20 protein-coding genes are annotated in these 19592 nt (G+C 44.0%); 15 read left to right on the plus strand and 5 right to left on the minus strand.

The features are described from left to right. Window positions 1-28 precede the first annotated feature (28 nt). Entirely contained in the window at window positions 29-649 is a 621-nt protein-coding gene (gene yihA, locus AC0J20_RS19290; RefSeq protein WP_473022980.1) for a ribosome biogenesis GTP-binding protein YihA/YsxC, read from the minus strand. Between the two features lie 165 nt (window positions 650-814). Between yihA and AC0J20_RS19295 the strand changes: the two genes are divergently transcribed. The 6 genes from AC0J20_RS19295 (at window position 815) to AC0J20_RS19320 (ending at window position 6462) form a co-directional block, all read left to right on the plus strand. Beyond that, window positions 815-1438: a c-type cytochrome gene (locus AC0J20_RS19295; RefSeq protein ID WP_229530465.1), complete on the plus strand. Its 624-nt coding sequence runs from the start codon at window positions 815-817 to the stop codon at window positions 1436-1438. A gap of 341 nt (window positions 1439-1779) precedes the next feature. After that, window positions 1780-2292, plus strand: coding sequence for a Der GTPase-activating protein YihI (gene yihI / locus AC0J20_RS19300; protein ID WP_473022981.1), 513 nt, complete (start codon window positions 1780-1782; stop codon window positions 2290-2292). Beyond that, window positions 2292-2753: a DUF2489 domain-containing protein gene (locus AC0J20_RS19305; RefSeq protein WP_473022982.1), complete on the plus strand. Its 462-nt coding sequence runs from the start codon at window positions 2292-2294 to the stop codon at window positions 2751-2753. Before yihI ends, AC0J20_RS19305 begins: the two co-directional genes overlap by 1 nt. Before the next feature lie 244 nt (window positions 2754-2997). Then, window positions 2998-3909 (plus strand): glycine--tRNA ligase subunit alpha, encoded by a 912-nt coding sequence (glyQ, locus tag AC0J20_RS19310; RefSeq protein WP_229530462.1) that lies wholly within the window; start codon window positions 2998-3000, stop codon window positions 3907-3909. Window positions 3910-3923: 14 nt separating this feature from the next. Beyond that, the gene (glyS, locus tag AC0J20_RS19315; RefSeq protein WP_473022983.1) at window positions 3924-6005 is read left to right on the plus strand and encodes a glycine--tRNA ligase subunit beta; all 2082 of its coding nucleotides are present in this window, start codon (window positions 3924-3926) and stop codon (window positions 6003-6005) included. A gap of 4 nt (window positions 6006-6009) precedes the next feature. Next, window positions 6010-6462 carry an early set domain-containing protein gene (locus tag AC0J20_RS19320; RefSeq protein ID WP_473022984.1) on the plus strand — a complete coding sequence of 151 codons (453 nt, stop codon included), beginning with the start codon at window positions 6010-6012 and terminating at the stop codon, window positions 6460-6462. 39 nt (window positions 6463-6501) lie between these two features. Here AC0J20_RS19320 and gyrB read toward each other — a convergent pair whose 3' ends face one another. The 4 genes from gyrB to dnaA are packed head-to-tail and all read right to left on the minus strand — an operon-like array spanning window position 6502 to window position 12576. Beyond that, on the minus strand, window positions 6502-8925 hold the full coding sequence (gene gyrB, locus AC0J20_RS19325) for a DNA topoisomerase (ATP-hydrolyzing) subunit B (RefSeq protein ID WP_473022985.1): 2424 nt from the start codon (window positions 8923-8925) through the stop codon (window positions 6502-6504). Continuing rightward, the gene (gene recF, locus AC0J20_RS19330) at window positions 8918-10039 is read right to left on the minus strand and encodes a DNA replication/repair protein RecF (RefSeq protein WP_473022986.1); all 1122 of its coding nucleotides are present in this window, start codon (window positions 10037-10039) and stop codon (window positions 8918-8920) included. Before recF ends, gyrB begins: the two co-directional genes overlap by 8 nt. A gap of 10 nt (window positions 10040-10049) precedes the next feature. Beyond that, window positions 10050-11153, minus strand: a complete 1104-nt coding sequence (gene dnaN / locus AC0J20_RS19335; RefSeq protein WP_229530457.1) for a DNA polymerase III subunit beta — start codon at window positions 11151-11153, stop codon at window positions 10050-10052. 13 nt (window positions 11154-11166) lie between these two features. Next, window positions 11167-12576 carry a chromosomal replication initiator protein DnaA gene (gene dnaA, locus AC0J20_RS19340; protein WP_473022987.1) on the minus strand — a complete coding sequence of 470 codons (1410 nt, stop codon included), beginning with the start codon at window positions 12574-12576 and terminating at the stop codon, window positions 11167-11169. A gap of 401 nt (window positions 12577-12977) precedes the next feature. Here dnaA and rpmH point away from each other — a divergent pair, with 401 nt between their 5' ends. The 9 genes from rpmH to AC0J20_RS19385 are packed head-to-tail and all read left to right on the plus strand — an operon-like array spanning window position 12978 to window position 19156. Next, a complete protein-coding gene (rpmH, locus tag AC0J20_RS19345) occupies window positions 12978-13112 on the plus strand; it encodes a 50S ribosomal protein L34 (protein ID WP_014290886.1) in 135 nt (44 codons plus the stop codon). 20 nt (window positions 13113-13132) lie between these two features. Continuing rightward, entirely contained in the window at window positions 13133-13492 is a 360-nt protein-coding gene (gene rnpA, locus AC0J20_RS19350; protein ID WP_229530455.1) for a ribonuclease P protein component, read from the plus strand. Further along, a complete protein-coding gene (gene yidD, locus AC0J20_RS19355) occupies window positions 13456-13704 on the plus strand; it encodes a membrane protein insertion efficiency factor YidD (RefSeq protein ID WP_229530454.1) in 249 nt (82 codons plus the stop codon). Before rnpA ends, yidD begins: the two co-directional genes overlap by 37 nt. A 7-nt stretch (window positions 13705-13711) precedes the next feature. Next, window positions 13712-15358: a membrane protein insertase YidC gene (yidC, locus tag AC0J20_RS19360; RefSeq protein ID WP_473022988.1), complete on the plus strand. Its 1647-nt coding sequence runs from the start codon at window positions 13712-13714 to the stop codon at window positions 15356-15358. Between the two features lie 60 nt (window positions 15359-15418). Beyond that, a complete protein-coding gene (locus AC0J20_RS19365; RefSeq protein ID WP_473022989.1) occupies window positions 15419-15901 on the plus strand; it encodes a YajQ family cyclic di-GMP-binding protein in 483 nt (160 codons plus the stop codon). Between the two features lie 8 nt (window positions 15902-15909). Continuing rightward, window positions 15910-17277 (plus strand): tRNA uridine-5-carboxymethylaminomethyl(34) synthesis GTPase MnmE, encoded by a 1368-nt coding sequence (mnmE, locus tag AC0J20_RS19370; protein WP_473022990.1) that lies wholly within the window; start codon window positions 15910-15912, stop codon window positions 17275-17277. Then, window positions 17277-17729 carry an FMN-binding protein MioC gene (mioC, locus tag AC0J20_RS19375; protein ID WP_473022991.1) on the plus strand — a complete coding sequence of 151 codons (453 nt, stop codon included), beginning with the start codon at window positions 17277-17279 and terminating at the stop codon, window positions 17727-17729. The genes mnmE and mioC overlap by 1 nt, the downstream gene beginning before the upstream one ends. After that, window positions 17716-18351 (plus strand): DnaT-like ssDNA-binding domain-containing protein, encoded by a 636-nt coding sequence (locus AC0J20_RS19380; protein WP_473022992.1) that lies wholly within the window; start codon window positions 17716-17718, stop codon window positions 18349-18351. The genes mioC and AC0J20_RS19380 overlap by 14 nt, the downstream gene beginning before the upstream one ends. Continuing rightward, window positions 18338-19156, plus strand: coding sequence for an ATP-binding protein (locus AC0J20_RS19385; protein WP_229530448.1), 819 nt, complete (start codon window positions 18338-18340; stop codon window positions 19154-19156). Before AC0J20_RS19380 ends, AC0J20_RS19385 begins: the two co-directional genes overlap by 14 nt. Window positions 19157-19592: the final 436 nt, after the last annotated feature.

Genomic DNA, 19592 nt, shown 5'->3' on the forward strand with positions numbered 1-19592 from the left:
TCCTCTGGAGGGGTTTCTTTTATCTGCACTATTCATTTTCCTGACTTGCGGGCTGATCAAAGCCAAACCAACCATTGAGTTTACTTTCTAACTGAGTCAGTCCCAGTTTCGTCATCGAGGAAAATGCCGCCACTTCTACATCGCCACAAAATGCCATTGCGGCTTCCTGCGCCATAGTTACCTGCGCTTTACGCTTGCCGGACTTGAGTTTGTCGGCCTTAGTTAACAGGGCCAGCACCGGGATATCACTGGCTACTGCCCAGTGGATCAACTGCTGATCCAGATCTTTAAACGGGTGCCTGATGTCCATCATAACCACCAGGCCTTTTAAACTTTCGCGTTTTTCCAGATATTCCCCCAGCGCCCTTTGCCATTTTTCTTTTAATGCCTGGGGTACCTGCGCAAAACCATAGCCAGGTAAATCAATAAGGCGGTTATCTTCATCTATTTTGAAAACATTAATTTGTTGTGTACGACCAGGTGTTTTACTGGTTCTGGCCAGACTTTTTTGTCGCGTTAAGGCATTCAGTGCACTGGACTTGCCCGCATTGGAGCGCCCGGCAAAAGCAATTTCTATCCCGGTGTCCGGCATCAGATGTTTAATATCAGGGGCACTGATAGTGAAAGCGGCTTTAGAATATATACTCACGTTTAATTATTTCTCTGTTTTTCTGCTAAAGTTTTTGCATCAGAATCACAAAAACTCAAGAAGATAATTGCTTAGAAAACCTCTTATCCTGTTTTCCTGTGTTTTAAAGTGTGTAAAATAACTGATTACAAAACGATTTTAACAAGAAATTACTTGAGAACCACTATGAAAAAATGGCTTTTATTGCTTACGTTGACTGCCGGTTTCAGTCAAATGGCTTTTGCGCAAGGTGATGCAGAAGCAGGTAAATCTAAATCTGCTACCTGTGCAGCCTGCCATGGTAACGATGGGAACAGCATGATTCCAATGAATCCCAAAATAGCAGGTCAACACGAAGCATATCTGATCAAACAATTACAAGAGTTTCGTTTGGCGTCACAGACAGGTGGTTCTGAAGGACGTAATAATGCCGTGATGAATGGCATGGCTGCAGGGTTATCTGATCAGGATATTGCTGATTTGGCCGCCTGGTTTGCCAGTCAGACTATGACCAAGGGTGAAACACCTGAAGACGTTATCGCCGCTGGTGAAGCACTCTACACGGGCGGTGACCTCGAGCGCGGAATTACCGCCTGTATCGCCTGTCACGGTCCTCGTGGTAACGGTATGGCGCTGGCTAAATTTCCAGATATCAGCGGGCAGCACAGCGACTACACAAAATCGCAACTGGAACAGTTCCGCAGCGGACAACGCGCAAACGACCCCAATGGCATGATGCGTGATATCGCCAAAAAACTCACCGATGAAGACATTCGCATACTGTCACTATATGTTTCCGGTTTGCATTAAATTTTGTTTTTGTAAAAAAGTTGTAAATTTTTTAACATCGTGTATTCTTACGCACCAAGGTCAAGCGCTGACTGATTTTCAATTGGCTAGCGCCCCCTGACTTCTTGGGAACAAGGAAGAAATAACAAGTGTCACGATGACATAAAATATAAAAAGGCCTCGAACAAAAATAATAAATGCGAGGTTACAACAAGATTGGTTACTGAAGGGATCATGGTTTCTCTATAACCTGCTTTTAGAAACAACGGCGTTTAATCGCCGTTTCTTGTTTTTGTCACCCCTGAAATATTTTATAATCCTCCATTATTCATTTAACTGCTCTTATCAGGAGTCAGTAGACTATGCCACGTGTAAAAAAATCCAGAAAAGTGACGCAATCCTTGCCCAGAGCAAAACCAAAGCAGCCGAAAGGGGAGATTGTTAAAAAGACCAAAAAAGGCAATGGTAAAGCACCCGGAAGCCGCAACAGTCTTGTTGAAGAAAAAGCAAGAAAACAACAAGGCGGTGTTCATGGCACAAACGCCGATAAGCGTCACGGCAGCAAAAAGAAAATTTCGCTGTTTGCCGCAGGCCCGTCTAAAGAAGACAATACCCGGCTTATTCCCAAGTTTAAGAGTCCACTTGAAGAGCTCAATTTTATCGAAAACGACAAACGACTGCAGTCTCTAATCGACAAATTAGACTCGGGTAAAAAGGTGGACTTACAGGATCAGCATTACGTTGAACACCTGCTGAAACGACACAAAACACTGTGTGAATTGTTAGGGATCGAGGATGACGAAGAAGCCGATCTCGACGACGACAGCCCCGACTTGCTCGACAAGCTGGAACAGCCCTTTAGTGATCGCTTTTAATGACCTTTGTTGCTGAACATTTTTATTTACTGGTAACGCTCGCCTTTATAGTGGTTACAGGGCTAAGTGGTTATGCCGTTTATTTGCTTATGGCCTTGCGGCGTCAGACTCGCGAAAAACAACGCAAGATTGAACAACGCGAACAGGACATCATTACCAGCATAATCACTATTATTCAGGCAACACTGCAGCAACAGTGCGGTATTAGTGAAGCGGTATTAAGAGTCATTAATTTATGTGACTTACTGGATAACGAGAAATACCCACTGGATGGGCAACTACCGGAAACCCGCGGATTTTTCGAAAAAATCCGTCACCACCCTATTCTCGACGCACGCAAACAACTTCCTAAAAAGACACTGCAGCAATTAGATATTGAGCGGGAAGAACTGGAAGCCCAGTTTGAAAGTAAAATAGTGAAAGAGTTGCAACTTCTGGTGACCCTGTTGCAGCCCAAATAAGCACCCGGGTCTTTCCCCTGATAGCATCGGCTTTCCACTTACTTGCTACTGACATCAGACAAAAATCACAGCGATTTCACCGTTACTGACAATGCACCGGGAGGATAATTCAGGTGTGGATTACTGCCAATCGGCCATTACTACCCCGCCACAACGCTTAAATCTGCTCATTCATTTGATTTGGGCTACATAATGACCATTACAACAGGTATACTTCGGCCATTTTCGTTGAATTGACACAGATATGGCAAATTTTGATTTAAATACCTTTCAGGGGTTGATCCTGAGCCTCCAGGATTACTGGGCACGTCAGGGTTGCGTCATCGTACAACCCTTAGATTTAGAAGTCGGTGCCGGCACCTTTCACCCCATGACATTTTTACGTGCTATCGGCCCTGAGCCAATCAGTAGTGCTTATGTACAACCCTGTCGCAGACCCACTGATGGCCGATACGGTGAAAACCCTAACAGACTGCAGCACTATTACCAGTTTCAGGTCATGCTTAAGCCGTCACCCGAGAATATTCAGGATTTGTATCTGGGCTCGTTGAAAGAAATGGGGTTTGACCCGCTAGAACACGACATTCGCTTTGTCGAAGACAACTGGGAGTCCCCGACACTCGGTGCCTGGGGTCTGGGCTGGGAAGTCTGGTTAAATGGTATGGAAGTCACTCAGTTTACCTATTTCCAACAGGTGGGCGGCCTGGAGTGCAAACCCGTCACCGGCGAAATTACCTACGGACTGGAACGACTGGCCATGTACGTACAAGGGGTTGATTCGATTTATGACCTTGTTTGGGCAGACGGACCTTTCGGAAAAGTGACCTATGGCGATATTTTTCATCAAAACGAAGTAGAACAATCAAAGTACAACTTTGAAATTGCCAACGTTGAAAATATGTTCAGGTACTTTGATGAAGCGGAAAAACAAAGCCAGTTACTGATCGAACAATCGCTCCCTTTACCGGCGTACGAACAGGTAATGAAAGCATCCCATTATTTTAATCTTTTAGACGCTCGCCAGGCCATCTCAGTCACAGAAAGACAGAGATATATACTCAGAGTGCGAACACTCGCTAAAGCCTGCGCAGAGGCCTACTACAACGCCAGAGAATCACTTGGGTTCCCCATGTGTAATTCCAGTGATAAAGCGTAAAGGAATTAAAGACAGTGACAAATAACTTATTAATAGAACTGGCCTGTGAAGAATTACCACCAAAAGCGTTAAAGACCTTAGGGCAGGCTTTTCTGGACAATGTCGTAAAGGGTTTAGAGCAAAATCGGTTTAGTTTTGAAAATGCCCGTTGGTTTGCAACTCCGCGCAGACTGGCATTACATATTTCTGCGCTTGCGGATAAACAAACAGACGTTGAAATCGTTAAAAAAGGGCCACCGGTAGCCAATGCATATGACGCCAACGGCGCTCCGACTCGTGCAGCATTAGGCTGGGCAAAATCAAACAAAATTGCCCTGGAAGACGCAAGCGTAGTAGAAACCCCTAAAGGCCAATGGCTTCAGGTCACGGTCCAGGAAAAAGGTAAGAATATTGATTCTTGTCTTCAAATCATCATAACAGACGCACTGGCTAAGTTACCCGTTCCCAAAGTAATGCGTTGGGGAAATACCGATCACCAATTTGTTCGGCCAGTGCACAATTTATGTTGTCTTTATGGCGACAAAGTCTTACCGCTGCAGGCCTATGGAAAACAGGCTAATGATCAGGTGCTCGGGCATCGGTTCCATTCTCCAGGACTGCATTCCATTGCCAACGCCGACGTATACGAGTCGCACCTTGAAAGTTTGTTCGTCATTGTTAATTTTGAACAGCGTAAACAGGCCATAGTTCAGGGACTGACAGCACAGGCAGACGCCCTCAATGCACAAGTGGTTCAGGACGACGATTTGGTTGACGAAGTCACCAGCTTAGTTGAATTTCCGGTGGTGTTAGGGGCAGAGTTCGATGATGCCTTTTTAGAGGTCCCCAAAGAACCCCTAATCTATACGATGAAGGATGACCAGCGCTACTTCCCCTTGCTCAGCAAATCTGATGGCAAATTGCTGAATCAGTTCTTGTTTGTCACCAACATTCAAAGCGTGAATCCTCAATCAGTGATCTCTGGTAATCAAAAAGTTGTCAGACCAAGACTGGCCGACGCGCAGTTCTTTTACAAACACGATCTGTCTGTTAAGACAGAAACAAGACTAAATAGTCTTAAATCAATTGTCTATCAAAAACAGTTGGGTACTTTGTATGATAAATCTGAACGAGTAGCTAAGCTCAGTGAGTTTTTATCAGAGGCCCTGCAATTAGGCGACCCACAGCTTTGTTTTAGGGCTGGATTGCTGGCTAAATCAGATCTCACTTCCAAGGTGGTCTACGAATTTCCCGATGTACAAGGTTATATGGGGCGTTATTACGCCATCAAAGAAGGCGAAAATGAACTTGTGGCCAATGCGATTGCCGACCACTATAAACCTCGTTCCGCCAGCGACACTTTACCGCAATGTCAGATAGCACAGGTAGTGTCAATTGCAGAGCGGCTGGACACTTTAGTCGGTATTTTTGGGATCGGGTTGCTACCCAAGGGTGATAAAGATCCATTTGCCTTAAGACGAGCCACGTTAGGCATCATCAAGATAGTGTTAGACAATGATATTGCCTTCGATCTGGATCGTTTTGCTCAGTTATCATCTTCATTATTTCAGGATGATATGCTCACCAACAATGACTGGGCAGAGCAATTGAATCAGTTTTTTATGGCGCGTTTGGAAAACTATTTTATAGAACAAGGGGCACCGGTAAACAGAGTACGCTCGGTTATCAAAGCAAGCAATAGCGCTATAGAAACGATAAAGTATAGATTAGAAGCACTTACTAACTTTATTGATAACAATACAGAGACCTTGGCTGTGTTAACAGAGTCCAACAAGCGGATTGCCAATATACTTGCCAAGAACCCGATAGACGATACAACTGTCGATACAGCCTTGTTTGTAGACAAAGAAGAAGGGCTTCTGTGGGATGTGTATTCACAAGTAAGGGAAACCACAGAAAATGATGCTTCGGATGCAGACTACTACACTACCCGACTTTCTCAATTGGCAAAATTACGACAACCAATCGCGGATTTCTTTGAAAATGTCATGGTAAATGCTGATGACGATGCTGTCCGGGCAAACAGATTTGCTATCATATCAGCTATACGCAATGAGTTTTTGGCAATAGCCGATTTCTCGATTTTGCAGGGTTAAGTTTTTGAAAACGTTATTTAACATTTCCCGGATTGCTGCCCTCAGTTTACTAATGTTTAGCTGTACCAGCACCAAGACATTTGTTGACAATTTGTCAGGCGATAAGCCAGATTATAGTCAGCTCTACTTGCGGGGCAGTTTTACCTGGTGGGAAGCTGATGAAGCTTATCGTGTCACTGAGGTGCAGGAGCATGTTTACCGGGTCATAGTAGATCTGGTAGCCGATGGTCAGCCTTATGACTTTAAATTTGCAGACAAAGATTGGACGTCTGGATTGAGTTGTGGTTACAAGAACAAGAACAGTGATGAAAATCTGAAGGTGAATTTAACGGTTAACGCCAATTGCGATACACCCGTTGATAACTTTGTATTTACTCCCGAGGAATCAGGAAAGTATATTTTTCAAATCGATTTTAATAGCTGGCTGGATCCAAAAGTCACTGTTTTAAAGTTATAAAAAAAGCTCCGAAAGGAGCTTTTTTTTGGTCTTTAATCTCTACACATCAAGATTAGTAACCCTGAGCGCATTCTCCTGAATAAACAGTTTTCTGGGCTCAACATTATCTCCCATCAAAGTAGTAAACAGTTGATCCGCGCCTATCGCATCTTCAATTGATACCTGCAACATTCGTCTTGTTTCAGGGTCCATGGTAGTTTCCCACAGTTGCTCCGGGTTCATTTCACCCAGTCCTTTATAGCGCTGAATATATTGGCCCTTTTTAGATTCAGCCATCAACCATTCAAAGGCTTCTGCAAATCGGGTACAGGGAAATACTTTTTCACCGCGCTTCACATGGCCATTCTCCTCAAAGAGGTTATTAATGGCGTTATTCAAGGCATTAATCTGAATCAGTTCACCTGATTTAACAAAATCGGAATTGAAGTTAAAAGTAGTATCAACACCATGCTGTCGCACCACTACGACAATTTTTGAAATGTTGTGCTCTTCATCATGCTCAGCTGTTACAGTATATAGGGCACCATCTTTTTCACTTTCAGTTAACTGAACCTGAAATTTTTCTGCAAAAGCATTTGCCTTAGTGCTGTCTTCCAAAACTTCCATATTCAAAACATCAGAATAGACAAGATTATTCAGGATATGAATAGGATAAATTCGAGACATACGCTTAATCAGTTTACTGGTACTGGTGAACTGCTTGACTAAGGTTTCCAGTCCGGCACCCTGAATGGGCGGAGCATTATCATTAACGTGGAGTGAAGCGCCATCTAATGCAATATTAGTCAGAAAACCTTCCAGTGCTTCGTCATCTTTTAGATATTGTTCTTGCTTACCCTTTTTGGTTTTATAAAGCGGCGGCTGAGCGATGTAAATGTGGCCTCTTTCGATAATTTCCGGCATTTGACGATAGAAAAACGTTAACAATAAGGTCCGGATATGCGAGCCGTCCACGTCAGCATCGGTCATGATGATAATATTGTGATAGCGGAGTTTTTCCGGGTTGTATTCGTCCCGGCCAATGCCACAACCTAAAGCCGTGATAAGTGTTGCAACTTCTTGTGATGACAGCATCTTGTCAAAGCGCGCTTTTTCAACATTAAGAATCTTACCTTTCAAAGGTAAAATAGCCTGGTTTTTACGGTTACGACCCTGCTTAGCTGAACCACCTGCAGAGTCACCCTCCACTATGTAGAGTTCAGAGAGAGCCGGATCCTTTTCCTGACAATCTGCGAGTTTCCCGGGTAATCCGGCCAGATCAAGCGCTCCTTTCCTTCTGGTCATTTCTCGCGCTTTCCGCGCTGCTTCACGGGCACGTGCTGCATCGATAATTTTAGTGGCGACGGTTTTCGCATCACCTGGATTCTCTAACAAGAACTCACTGAGTTTTTCACCCATGGTAGTTTCAACGGCTGTCTTAACTTCTGAAGAAACCAGTTTGTCTTTTGTTTGAGATGAAAACTTTGGATCCGGTACTTTTACTGAAACAACCGCAGTTAATCCTTCTCGGGCATCATCACCCGTGGTACTCGCTTTGGCTTTTTTGTTCAGACCTTCAGTTTCCATATAGTTATTCAGGGTACGAGTTAATGCACCACGGAAACCAGCGAGGTGAGTACCACCATCCCGCTGAGGGATATTATTGGTAAAACAAAAGATGCTTTCCTGGAATGAATCATTCCATTGCATGGCGACTTCGACAGTTACGCCATCATCTCGTTCGGAAACAAAATGGAATACATTAGGATGAATCTGTGTTTTGTTTTGATTCAGATATTCAATGAAAGCTTTAATACCACCTTCATACATGAAGTGATCTTCTTTGCCGTCACGCTCATCAATTAGACGAATTGATACACCGGAGTTTAGGAAAGAAAGCTCTCTGAGTCGTTTTGCTAAGATATCGTAATGAAATTCAGTATTAGAAAAGGTGTTTTCACTTGGCCAGAAATGAATCGTGGTTCCAGTATCTTTACAATTACCTACGGGCTTTAACGGGTAATTTGGATCGCCATGGGTGTATTCTTGTTCGAATATTTCACCCTGACGTCTGATTCTGAGCATCAGTTTTTTAGATAGTGCATTAACAACCGAAACACCTACTCCGTGCAAACCACCTGATACTTTATAAGAATTATCGTCAAATTTTCCGCCGGCATGGAGTACTGTCAGGATAACTTCTGCAGCTGACACACCCTCTTCCGGGTGTATTTCAGTAGGAATTCCTCTACCATCATCCTGAACCGATACAGAGCCATCAAGGTGAATCTTGACAATAATATCGGAACAATGACCAGCAAGCGCCTCATCAATTGAGTTATCAACTACCTCGAACACCATGTGATGTAAGCCGGTACCATCATCTGTATCACCAATATACATACCGGGTCTTTTTCTTACAGCATCAAGACCTTTCAGTACTTTGATACTCGACGAATCATAATTATTGTTTTCTTCAGACATTGTATTCCTCGATGACATCACCTTGTTTCACGTGAAACAATCTAAAATTTGAAAACTGTTTTTCAATTGTTGAAAGCAGTGAGTCTTTAGTTAAAGTCGTTATAAAGAGTTGTAGAGGTAAACTCGATAACTTTTGAATCAGCATTGATGTAAATTTTTGGTCCAGTTCGGCCATCAAATCATCAATCAATACCAAAATATTCTTGTTTGTTTTGCTGGCGATTATCTTTAACACTGAAATTATTAACGTCAATGTAATGGACTTTTCTTCGCCCCGGCTAAAACTTTTCTTTCCCTGACTAGTCCCAATTTTGAGATCACACTTGTGATAGCCCAATGTGGTGTAACCCAGTTTAAATTCCATTTCTCTTTTACTGGCTAAATCACTCTCTAAGTCTTCATCCTCCTTCCATGGATAATGAATATCTAAACCGTTCAGTTTGTCAAAAAGACTTAACTCAACTCCCTGCTGTTCTCTATCAGAGAGTAGGCATTCTTTTTTAAACTGGTCATGTAAATCCCTAACCTGGTTTTCAGAAATGCGCTTTAATTCAATCGAATATCTGGAAATTTCTTTTTCCCAAAACACCAACTCGTCTTGCCTGACAACGGCTTTCAGAAGTTTGTTCCTGGAGCTAAGCGCTTTTTGCAGATACTGGTAATTTTCATTAAATTTAGGTTCCACGTGGAACAAGTACCAAAAAAGTAAGTTTCTTCTGTTCCCAGGTGAACCAGAAAGAATTGCATCACTCTGTGGAGAAAAATAATAAACGGGTAACATTGCAGCCAGTTGAGAACTGCGCCTGACTTTCTCACCGTTAAACTTTGCAATTCTTTCCTTTTCTCTTCCGGCATAACTCAGGCCGAAAGGAAAATCAGATTCAGTGTCTGACACTTTACCATGAATCAAAAAGTCATTGTGTTGGTGCGCCACTATCTCACTCAACCGGGCAGTTCTGAAAGAACGACTATTCCAGAAAAGATACACAGCTTCCAGTAATGACGTTTTACCAGAACCATTGTCACCATAAAAAACATTGCACCGCTCTGATAGCGAAATATCGCAGGATTTAATATTTCTGAAATCAGAAAGTACCAGCTGAGACAGCACCATACTGTTTAGTTTACAGTCTCATTGGCATAACTACATACAAACACTGATCTGTTGATTCTGCTTCGATCAGCGCACTGCTATTGGAATCGGCCAACGTTAACTTGATGGTGTCGTCGTCGATTGCCCCCAAAACATCAATCAAATAGGCAACATTAAAACCAATTTCCAAACTATCTCCTTGATAGTCAACATCAATGATCTCAACAGCTTCTTCTTGTTCCGGGTTGTTAGCAGTAATTTGCACTTCGTTATTGCTCAGGTCCAGGCGAATACCCCGAAACTTTTCATTCGATAAAATAGAGGCTCTGGTTAATGCCTCTTTTAACAGTACTTTGTCTGCCTTGATGTGTTTATCGCCGTCTCTGGGTAACACTCTGCGATAATCAGGAAAACGTCCGTCTACCAGTTTACTGGTGAAGATAAAATCAGAAGAATATAGGCGTATATGATTAGAGCCAATCTGAATTTTCAGCGAAGCATCTTCATCTCCAATCAGGCGAAGTATTTCCATCACGCCCTTTCTCGGGATAATCACCTGGTTAGTAGGAAATGCAGCGCCTTCCAAAGTGTGCTTGCTCAGAGCCAGACGATGTCCGTCTGTTGCCACAGAACGAATCAAGTCCCCTTCCAGCTCCAGCGACAAACCATTGAGGTAATAACGGACATCCTGCTGAGCCATACTGAAGTGCGTTTTTTCAATTAAAGAACGTAAGTTCTTCTGTGACATTTCAAATTCAATTTCACCCTCCCAGTCTTCCAGGTTGGGATAATCGTCTGCGGGCAGCGTAGACAAGGTGTAGCGGCTTCTGCCACTTTTAACCAGTACCTTGTTTCCGTCTACGGTGAATTCTATGGAGGCTTCTGAAGATAAGCTTCGACAGATGTCGAATAACTTTCTGGCTGGTACAGTCACTTCACCGTCAACAAAATCACCGCCAAGTGCCGTACTGGAAATGAGCTCCACTTCAAGGTCGGTACCCGTTAACCACAGTGAGCCATTTTCGACTTTGATCAGGACATTGGACAAAATTGGTAGTGTATGTCTTTTTTCTACCGCACCGGATACCAGTTGCAATGGAGTTAAAAAGTCTTCGCGCGCTATCGAAAATCTCATTTTTATTCTCTTTTTATGACGACAAGGTTCGAATTAAATTCTGAAAGTCTTCTTTCACATTGTGATTTTCGTCTTTCAGTTCTTTCACTTTACGGCAAGCATGCAACACTGTTGTATGATCTCTACCACCAAACGCGTCTCCAATCTCCGGCAGGCTATGATTAGTTAATTCCTTAGCCAGTGCCATGGCGATCTGTCTGGGTCTGGCCACACTGCGACTTCGACGCTTAGACAACAGATCAGAGACTTTAATTTTATAGTATTCAGCTGTGGTTTTCTGAATATTGTCTATTGTTACAAGTTTATCTTGAAGTGCAAGTAAATCTCTTAATGCATCCCGGACAAATTCAATCGTAATAGGCTTTCCGGTAAAATTGGCGTTTGCAATAACACGATTCAATGCACCTTCCAGTTCACGGACATTAGTACGCAAACGCTTGGCAATAAAAAACGCCACTTCATTTGGCAGGTTCACCCGGTTTTCCGCTGCCTTTTTCATTAAAATTGCCACCCGTGTTTCTAATTCGGGTGGCTCAATAATAATGGTCAGTCCCCAACCAAAACGCGATTTCAACCTGTCATCAACACCGTCGATCTCCTTAGGATAACGATCTGATGTTAATATAACCTGTTGATTTTCCTCAAGTAAGGCATTAAAGGTGTGAAAAAATTCTTCCTGAGATCGCTCTTTATTGGCGAAAAACTGAATGTCATCTATTAATAATGCGTCCACTGACCGGTAATAACGTTTAAATTCTTCGATGGCGTTATTCTGTAACGCTTTTACCATATCCTGAACAAAACGCTCAGAATGCATATAAACCACATTGGCATTGCTTTTCTTTTTGAGAATACCGTTACCTACGGCATGTAACAGGTGAGTCTTACCCAGACCTGTGCCCCCATAAATAAACAATGGGTTGTAGGAACCGCCCGGATTATCCGCCACCTGCTGTGCAGCAGCTCTGGCCAACTGGTTGCTCTTACCTTCTACAAAGTTGTCGAACTGATAGTTTAAATTGATATTACTCTTGTGGGTGGCTGGTTTTACTTCAGGCTCAGGCACTTTGGTTAAATGCTGGTTATTACTATTAGGACGTGAATCTACGAATTGCGGCACTTTGCTTGGGGTGGCGAATTGCACCGGCGCTGCCGCCAATTGAGGCGCTGGAGTTTGCTGCCTGCGGTTAGTGATTACGTCAAAACGCAGCGTCAGCTGACTGTTATCCGAAAACTCTGCAATCAGATCGCTAATCTGACCCAAATACTTATCCCTGACCCAATCCAAAACAAACCGATTCGGCGCAAATAATGTTAAACAATTACCTTCGACTTCAGGTTCCAACGGCCTGAGCCACATACTATATTGTTGAGCAGGTAAATCTTCCTGAAGTCTTTTTAGACAACTTTGCCAAATTTGCATGTATCTTTTATTTTATTTTCGGGGATTTTAAGCAGACTGTGAATTATCGTATAACCAGAGTTAAAAGTACATTCGATTTCAGAAAATTGTCTGTATACCCCGCTAATTGATTGAATTTACGCACTTTTGATATTTTAAACTGGCTCCGTGCACAATCCGAAAATTGCCCGATTCAGAGCGATAACCTGGGTATATTTAGTAGTGCATTTGGACTGTCTGTGGATAAACTGTGCATATCAGGTTCAAAACTTGTCCAAAGTCTGTTGAAGAATAGGATTATCATCAGTTATTAAAAGAAAAGCCGTTATTCTGTTGATCTTTACAATTAAAGTCTTTAGAATTGCGCGTCCTTAAATCGGGGGTAACCCTATTTATTTCAACCAACTGCGGCAGATATTAAGATGAAAAGAACTTTTCAACCCAGCAATCTGAAGCGTAAGCGCAGTCATGGATTCCGTGCACGTATGGCTACTAAAAATGGACGTAAAGTTCTTGCCGCACGTCGTGCTAAAGGCCGTGCCCGCTTATCAGCTTAAGTGTTTGATATGATCTCAAAGTGAGTTCTCAGGATTTTTCCAAAGAGTTTAGGTTGTTAAAACCAGCTCACTTTGAGCATGTCTTTCAAGACGCTACCCCAGCAGTCTCTCCTCAAATTACCGCTCTTGCCAGATTAAACAATCTGACTAATCCCAGATTAGGTATCACTATACCTAAGAAAAGAGTTAAAAAAGCCGTCGACAGAAACCGACTCAAACGCCTGATCAGAGAAAGTTTTCGTCAACAAGCCCACCGTTTTCCGAACATAGATATTGTTATTATTGCAAAGTCTGGCGTTGGGGAACTGGAAAATAAAGAAGTAACCCTGTTACTGGAAAAACTATGGAAAAAGTTGATAAAGCGTTGCGCCGGGCATTAATCATGTTCATACAACTTTATCAAAGGCTGATGTCGCCCATACTTGGGCAAAATTGCCGCTTTCATCCAACCTGTTCTCAGTATAGCATTATGGCTATTGAAGAACATGGAGCCCTGAAAGGTTCCTGGTTAACAATTCGTAGAATTATCCGGTGTCATCCATTGAATCCCGGTGGTTTCGACCCCATTCCGCAAAAAACTAAAAAGAACTGATATTATTATGGAATCTCAACGCAGCTTTCTCGTCATCGGACTGGCTCTGGTCTCCTTTTTATTATGGAATCAGTGGCAAGTAGACTATGGCCCAAAACCCGTAGCATCAACTGAAGTTGTCCAGGCAACAGATGCTGTTCCTGCCGCTCAAAGCGGTACTGCCTCAGCGGACGTCCCTGCCGGACAAAGTTCGGTATCTCCTGCCATTACAGCAACCGGCAGTAACAAAATAATCACCGTCACTACCGACAGTTTCGAAGTGCTGATTGACACCAAGGGTGGCGATGTCATTTCCGCCAAATTATTAAAATTCCCACTGGAAATTGAAAAGTCCGAACCTATCCAGATTTTAAGCCCGACAAGTGATTTACTTTATGTGGCACAAAGTGGTCTGGTGGGTAAACAAGGGCCGGATTCCAATCCTCAGGGCAGACCCATTTATAACGCGGTGGCTGATAGTTACAGCATGACGGAAGACACCTTACGCGTGCCACTGACATTTGTCTCTGCAGAGGGTATCAGCTACACCAAAACCTTTATTTTTACCCGTGACAGCCATGCTATCAATGTGGAATACCAGGTAACCAATAGCACTGACAGCAATATCACGTTCCAGCAATATGCCCAGTTAAAACAGGTTACCGGTCGCAAAGGCGGCAGCATGTTTATGCCCACCTACCGTGGCGCGGCCTACTCCACTGAAGAAGAGCGCTACAAAAAATACGACTTTTCCGATATTGAAGATGAAAACCTGAAGGAATCCACCCTGGGTGGTTGGGTTGCCATGTTGGAACACTATTTTGTTTCATCCTGGGTACCACCTCAGGAAAACACCATTAATCTTTACTCCCGGGTAGTAAATCAAAATCAGGCAGTGATTGGTTATACCGGCTCACCGGTAACTGTCGCACCAGGCGATTCAACTACCGTTAACAGTACCCTGTATATAGGGCCAAAAGACCAGGAAACCCTGGCAAACCTGGCGCGTGGACTAGATCTGACAGTGGATTACGGCTTTTTGTGGTGGCTGGCACAGCCGCTATTCAGCTTACTGAGCTTTATACAAGGCATCGTTATCAATTGGGGTGCGGCTATCGTCATTATTACGGTTATCGTCAAAGGTTTGATGTACCCGCTGACCAAAGCTCAGTATGAATCCATGGCGAAAATGCGCGCTTTGGCACCCAAAATTCAGGCTTTAAAAGAACGCTACGGTGATGACCGCCAGAAAATGTCACAGGGCATGATGGAGTTGTACAAAAAAGAGAAAACTAACCCCATGGGCGGCTGTTTTCCATTATTACTGCAAATGCCGATATTCCTGGCCTTATATTGGGTACTTTTGGAATCCGTAGAATTACGCCACGCCGGTTTCATTTTCTGGATTGAAGATCTATCGGTAATGGATCCCTATTTCGTACTACCAGTGCTCACCGGTGCCAGCATGTATTTGCTGCAAAAACTTAACCCGGTCACCGTACAGGATCCAATGCAACAGAAAATCATGCAGTGGATGCCCGTCGCCATGAGTATTTTCTTTTTATGGTTCCCGGCGGGACTGGTATTGTACTGGTTGATCAGTAACGTTATTACCCTGGTTCAGGCGAAATTAATATACGCCGCCATGGAGAAAAAAGGTATCAAAGTAAGTTAACAAAAGCCCTGCAGATGCGGGGCTTTTCAGATACCTAAAACACATTAAGGAGTACGCAACATGCCATCATTTGACATTGTTTCGGAAATCGAATTATCCGAATTGCAAAATGCGGTTGATAACGCAAATCGTGAAATTTCTACCCGCTTTGATTTTCGCGGCGTCGATGCCAGTTTCAGCCGTAACGAAAATATCGTTAACATGACAGCCGAAGGTGATTTTCAGCTGCAGCAAATGCAAAGTATTCTCAGAGACAAATGTGTCAAACGCAACATTGATACACGCTCTCTGGACATGAAAGATGTCAGCAAAACCGGTAAAACCTGTAAGCAGGACATCGAGTTTAAGCAAGGCATTGATAAAGAAACCGCCAAGAAGCTGGTAAAACTGATCAAAGATTCCAAAATCAAAGTTCAGACTGCTATCCAGGGCGAAGAATTGCGGGTCACGGGTAAAAAACGTGATGATCTGCAACAGGTAATCGCACTGATCAAAGGGGCCGAATTAGAACAAGCCTTTCAGTACAAAAACTTCCGCGACTAATCACGACTATGTTGGCCAGTGACCAGGATACCATTATTGCGCAAGCTACCGCGCCGGGAAAAGGCGGTGTGGGTATCATCCGTGTATCCGGCAAACTGGCCAGTGAAGTAGCCAACCGGTTACTGGGCAAAGTGCCGAAAGTCAGGATGGCAGAATATCTGCCATTTTACGACAGCAATCAGCAGGTACTGGATCAGGGTATTGCGCTGTTTTTCAAAGCCCCCCACTCTTTTACCGGTGAAGATGTATTAGAACTGCAGGGTCACGGCGGTCAGGTACTGCTATCCATGTTGCTGGATGAAATCGTTAAAATGGACGGTGTGCGATTTGCCAATCCAGGCGAATTCAGCCAACGAGCCTTTTTAAATGACAAACTGGATCTCACCCAGGCAGAAGCCATCGCAGATATAATTGATGCTTCTTCTGCTCAGGCAGTAGAAAGTGCAATGCGCTCCCTGCAGGGCGAGTTCTCCAAACACATTCACGAACTGGTGGAACAGGTTATTCATTTGCGCATGTACGTTGAAGCTGCCATTGATTTTCCGGAAGAAGAAATCGATTTTCTGGCAGACAGCACAGTGACTGAAGGCGTGAATGCCCTGAAAACCAAAATGCAACAAACCCTGGAGCAGGCCAAACAGGGCAGCATTTTAAGAGACGGCATGAAGGTGGTCATTGCCGGTCGTCCCAATGCCGGTAAATCCAGTCTGCTTAACCAGCTGGCCGGCAAAGAATCTGCCATTGTCACGGATATTGCGGGTACCACGCGTGATGTACTGCGAGAACATATCCACATTGATGGCATGCCGCTACATATCATCGATACAGCCGGACTCAGAGAAAGTCCCGATAAAGTGGAACAAATCGGTATTGAACGGGCCTGGCAGGAAATCAAAGAAGCCGACCGTATTTTGCTTCTGGTGGACAGCACAGAATCAAATGCCAGTGATCCGGCCTTGCTCTGGCCAGAGTTTCACGCTCAGTTACCGGATAGTAACAAGATCACTTTGGTTAGAAACAAGGTGGACTTAAGTGGCGAAGCCCCGGGGTTTCACCAGGGCGAATATCCGATAGTCTCTCTGTCTGCCAACAACGGCGACGGCATTGAACAATTAAAGCAACACCTGAAGCAATGCATGGGCTACAACCAGACCACCGAAGGCCAGTTCAGTGCCCGCTCCCGACACGTAAAAGCGCTGCAGGCAGCTCAGGATCATATTAACAATGGCTACGAGCAGCTGACCGAGTTTCGGGCCGGTGAACTGTTAGCCGAAGAGTTGCGTATCGCACAACAATTTCTCAATGAAATCACCGGCGAATTCAGCTCCGATGATTTGCTGGGCCGTATTTTCTCTTCTTTTTGTATTGGTAAATAATGCAATCTCAAATTCAGATCATTACCGGCTCCATGTTAGGCGCAACCGAATATGTGGCAGAGCAGATTCAGTCATTACTGGAGCAGCAGTCTCTGCCCAGTGAATTACATCTGCAACCTGATATAAACAATATCCCTTTGCAGGGGACCTGGATCATCTGCAGTTCTACCCATGGCGCCGGTGATTTACCGGATAATATCCAGGCCTTTGCCAAAGCCCTGCCCGATTTGGATCTGCACCAGGTCCGGTTTATCGTGATTGCACTGGGAGATTCCAGCTACGACACTTTTTGTGTTGCCGGCAAAACCTTGTATGATTTAATGCAGCGCAGCAATGCAAACCCCTTAACCGAGATATTTTGTATCGATGTCCTGGAGCACCCCATTCCCGAAGAAGTGGCCGGTGACTGGTTTGCGACTTTATTAAAGGACGGTTTACTTGAATCAAACTGAACTGCAGTACCTCACCAAACCACTGCACAATTATTCAAGAATTCTGTATTTGCTCTACTTCCGTCCATCGGCCAATATTCACACGGGTATTTGTGCCGCACTTAGCTATAAAGCCATCCAGGAATTATTGAATAACGGCGGCGCTGACATCTCACTTGGCCGGGAAATCAACGAATTTATCGTTGAGCTGATTGCCGAGGGACTGCTACAGCCCTTAACTGACATCGACGACAGTGGCTCCTTAAGCGGTGTGCAGTTCAGACTGCCTTTAATTCTGCAAGACAGCCCGCAGGAAACTCAGACGCGTTTCAGACTCGGCAAAGACTGGCAACCTAAACAAAAAACCTTTAATGAAATCGCACAATTGGTGGGTATAATTCAGAAAGAATACTCAGACACCGAATTGGGCGAGTTTGTGGCCTACTGGCTTGGCAGACCCGAACAGCAGTATTCAGAGTGGCAATGGACCCAAAAGTTCGTGCTGCATATCCGGAAAACACGCCAACTCAAAGGCTACAATCCGGATGCAATCGTCGGCTATCAGCAAGTTAAAAAACAACCTGAAGTCGTCATAGATGAAAATACCAAGAAGCTTATAGACAAATATCATGGAAAATCTTAACGACAAATTAAGAAAATTTTCGCAAACCCTGGGCAAAAATCTGGAGTCGACACCGGCCATGGATTATCAATCCATGCGCAAGGTCTATGAGTTGCAAGCAAATCAGGAAGTACAACAGGCCCAGCAACAGGCGCGTTTGCAAAGAGTCACCACCTTGCAGGGTAAATCTGATCTCAATCCCAAATGGATTTTCGACAATCTGGCATTAGACAGCCAGGACGTCGTGGAAGCCGTCAGTATTGCCAAAAGCTTTATTGCCGCTCACCAGGATGTCAGCTGGCGTGAAAGCGGCTCCCATTTGATGCTGTTTTACGGCGATTATGGTCGCGGCAAATCCCATATTGCCGGTGCTATCGCCCATGAACTGATCACTGAACATGAGATCACCGTGTTGTATCGCCAGTTATCCAGTTTACTGGAACTGCGCTTTTTCTCCTGGGATTACAAAGCGCAGGACAATGTGGCGGAAAAATTCCGGGAAATTAATAGGGATTTGATTGAAGTGGATTTGCTGATCCTGGATGAAGTCTGCGTTAATGAAACCCAGCTCAACAAAAATGCTCAAAGCTGGTTAGGCAATCTGTTAAGACAGCGTCTGGCCAATAAAAAGAACTGCATTTTGATCACTAACCACGATCTGCCTCAACTGCAAAACGCACTGGGTCAGTACTGCTTTGAATCCATCAAAGAATACGATACCTACAAGGTTAAATTCAGCGGCCCCAGCCGCCGTGATGAACTGCTGGATGACCCTTCCGGCGGATACACGCCAAATTCGGGCTACAGCCCTAATCAGGTGAAATAAAGCACTAACGTGACTGGCTGTTCAACTGCCGAAACCAATATTCGGCAGTTGCTTATCGAATGTAGGTCGGAATTGAGCGCCATGGATGGCGTGAATGTCTTTTTTGCAGGGAGCAAAAAAAGACCATTTCAACAACATATCCAAATTCATCCACCGCTGTCAGAATGCGATTTTAGCTGCTGCAAAATCAGCATTTATTAGTTAACTGACGATGCCGATTATGGAAAGTTGCGAACATTATACTTCAGTGTTCTGATGTGATTTCTCTAAGGGGAGTTCCCCTTAAACCCCCATTTGCCCATGGCGCGAGAAAACATAAGCTGCAAGAACAGAACCTGAAGACCATCAATGAAAGTACGTATATGTACACCTCAACATTTACAAGTTTTTAATTGCTAAATTTTCAAAAAGTCACAGGAATAAACTGCATACGTAT

The organism is Planctobacterium sp. R6 (assembly GCF_055755215.1).

What these genes read in the sequence shown, in the direction of transcription:
- AC0J20_RS19295 (WP_229530465.1), top strand. Translation starts at nt 815, where the DNA reads ATGAAAAAATGGCTTTTATTGCTTACGTTGACTGCCGGTTTCAGTCAA.
- yihI (WP_473022981.1), top strand. Translation starts at nt 1,780, where the DNA reads ATGCCACGTGTAAAAAAATCCAGAAAAGTGACGCAATCCTTGCCCAGA.
- AC0J20_RS19305 (WP_473022982.1), top strand. Translation starts at nt 2,292, where the DNA reads ATGACCTTTGTTGCTGAACATTTTTATTTACTGGTAACGCTCGCCTTT.
- glyQ (WP_229530462.1), top strand. Translation starts at nt 2,998, where the DNA reads ATGGCAAATTTTGATTTAAATACCTTTCAGGGGTTGATCCTGAGCCTC.
- gyrB (WP_473022985.1), bottom strand. Translation starts at nt 8,925, where the DNA reads ATGTCTGAAGAAAACAATAATTATGATTCGTCGAGTATCAAAGTACTG.
- recF (WP_473022986.1), bottom strand. Translation starts at nt 10,039, where the DNA reads ATGGTGCTGTCTCAGCTGGTACTTTCTGATTTCAGAAATATTAAATCC.
- dnaN (WP_229530457.1), bottom strand. Translation starts at nt 11,153, where the DNA reads ATGAGATTTTCGATAGCGCGCGAAGACTTTTTAACTCCATTGCAACTG.
- dnaA (WP_473022987.1), bottom strand. Translation starts at nt 12,576, where the DNA reads ATGCAAATTTGGCAAAGTTGTCTAAAAAGACTTCAGGAAGATTTACCT.
- rpmH (WP_014290886.1), top strand. Translation starts at nt 12,978, where the DNA reads ATGAAAAGAACTTTTCAACCCAGCAATCTGAAGCGTAAGCGCAGTCAT.
- yidD (WP_229530454.1), top strand. Translation starts at nt 13,456, where the DNA reads ATGGAAAAAGTTGATAAAGCGTTGCGCCGGGCATTAATCATGTTCATA.
- yidC (WP_473022988.1), top strand. Translation starts at nt 13,712, where the DNA reads ATGGAATCTCAACGCAGCTTTCTCGTCATCGGACTGGCTCTGGTCTCC.
- AC0J20_RS19365 (WP_473022989.1), top strand. Translation starts at nt 15,419, where the DNA reads ATGCCATCATTTGACATTGTTTCGGAAATCGAATTATCCGAATTGCAA.
- mnmE (WP_473022990.1), top strand. Translation starts at nt 15,910, where the DNA reads ATGTTGGCCAGTGACCAGGATACCATTATTGCGCAAGCTACCGCGCCG.
- mioC (WP_473022991.1), top strand. Translation starts at nt 17,277, where the DNA reads ATGCAATCTCAAATTCAGATCATTACCGGCTCCATGTTAGGCGCAACC.
- AC0J20_RS19385 (WP_229530448.1), top strand. Translation starts at nt 18,338, where the DNA reads ATGGAAAATCTTAACGACAAATTAAGAAAATTTTCGCAAACCCTGGGC.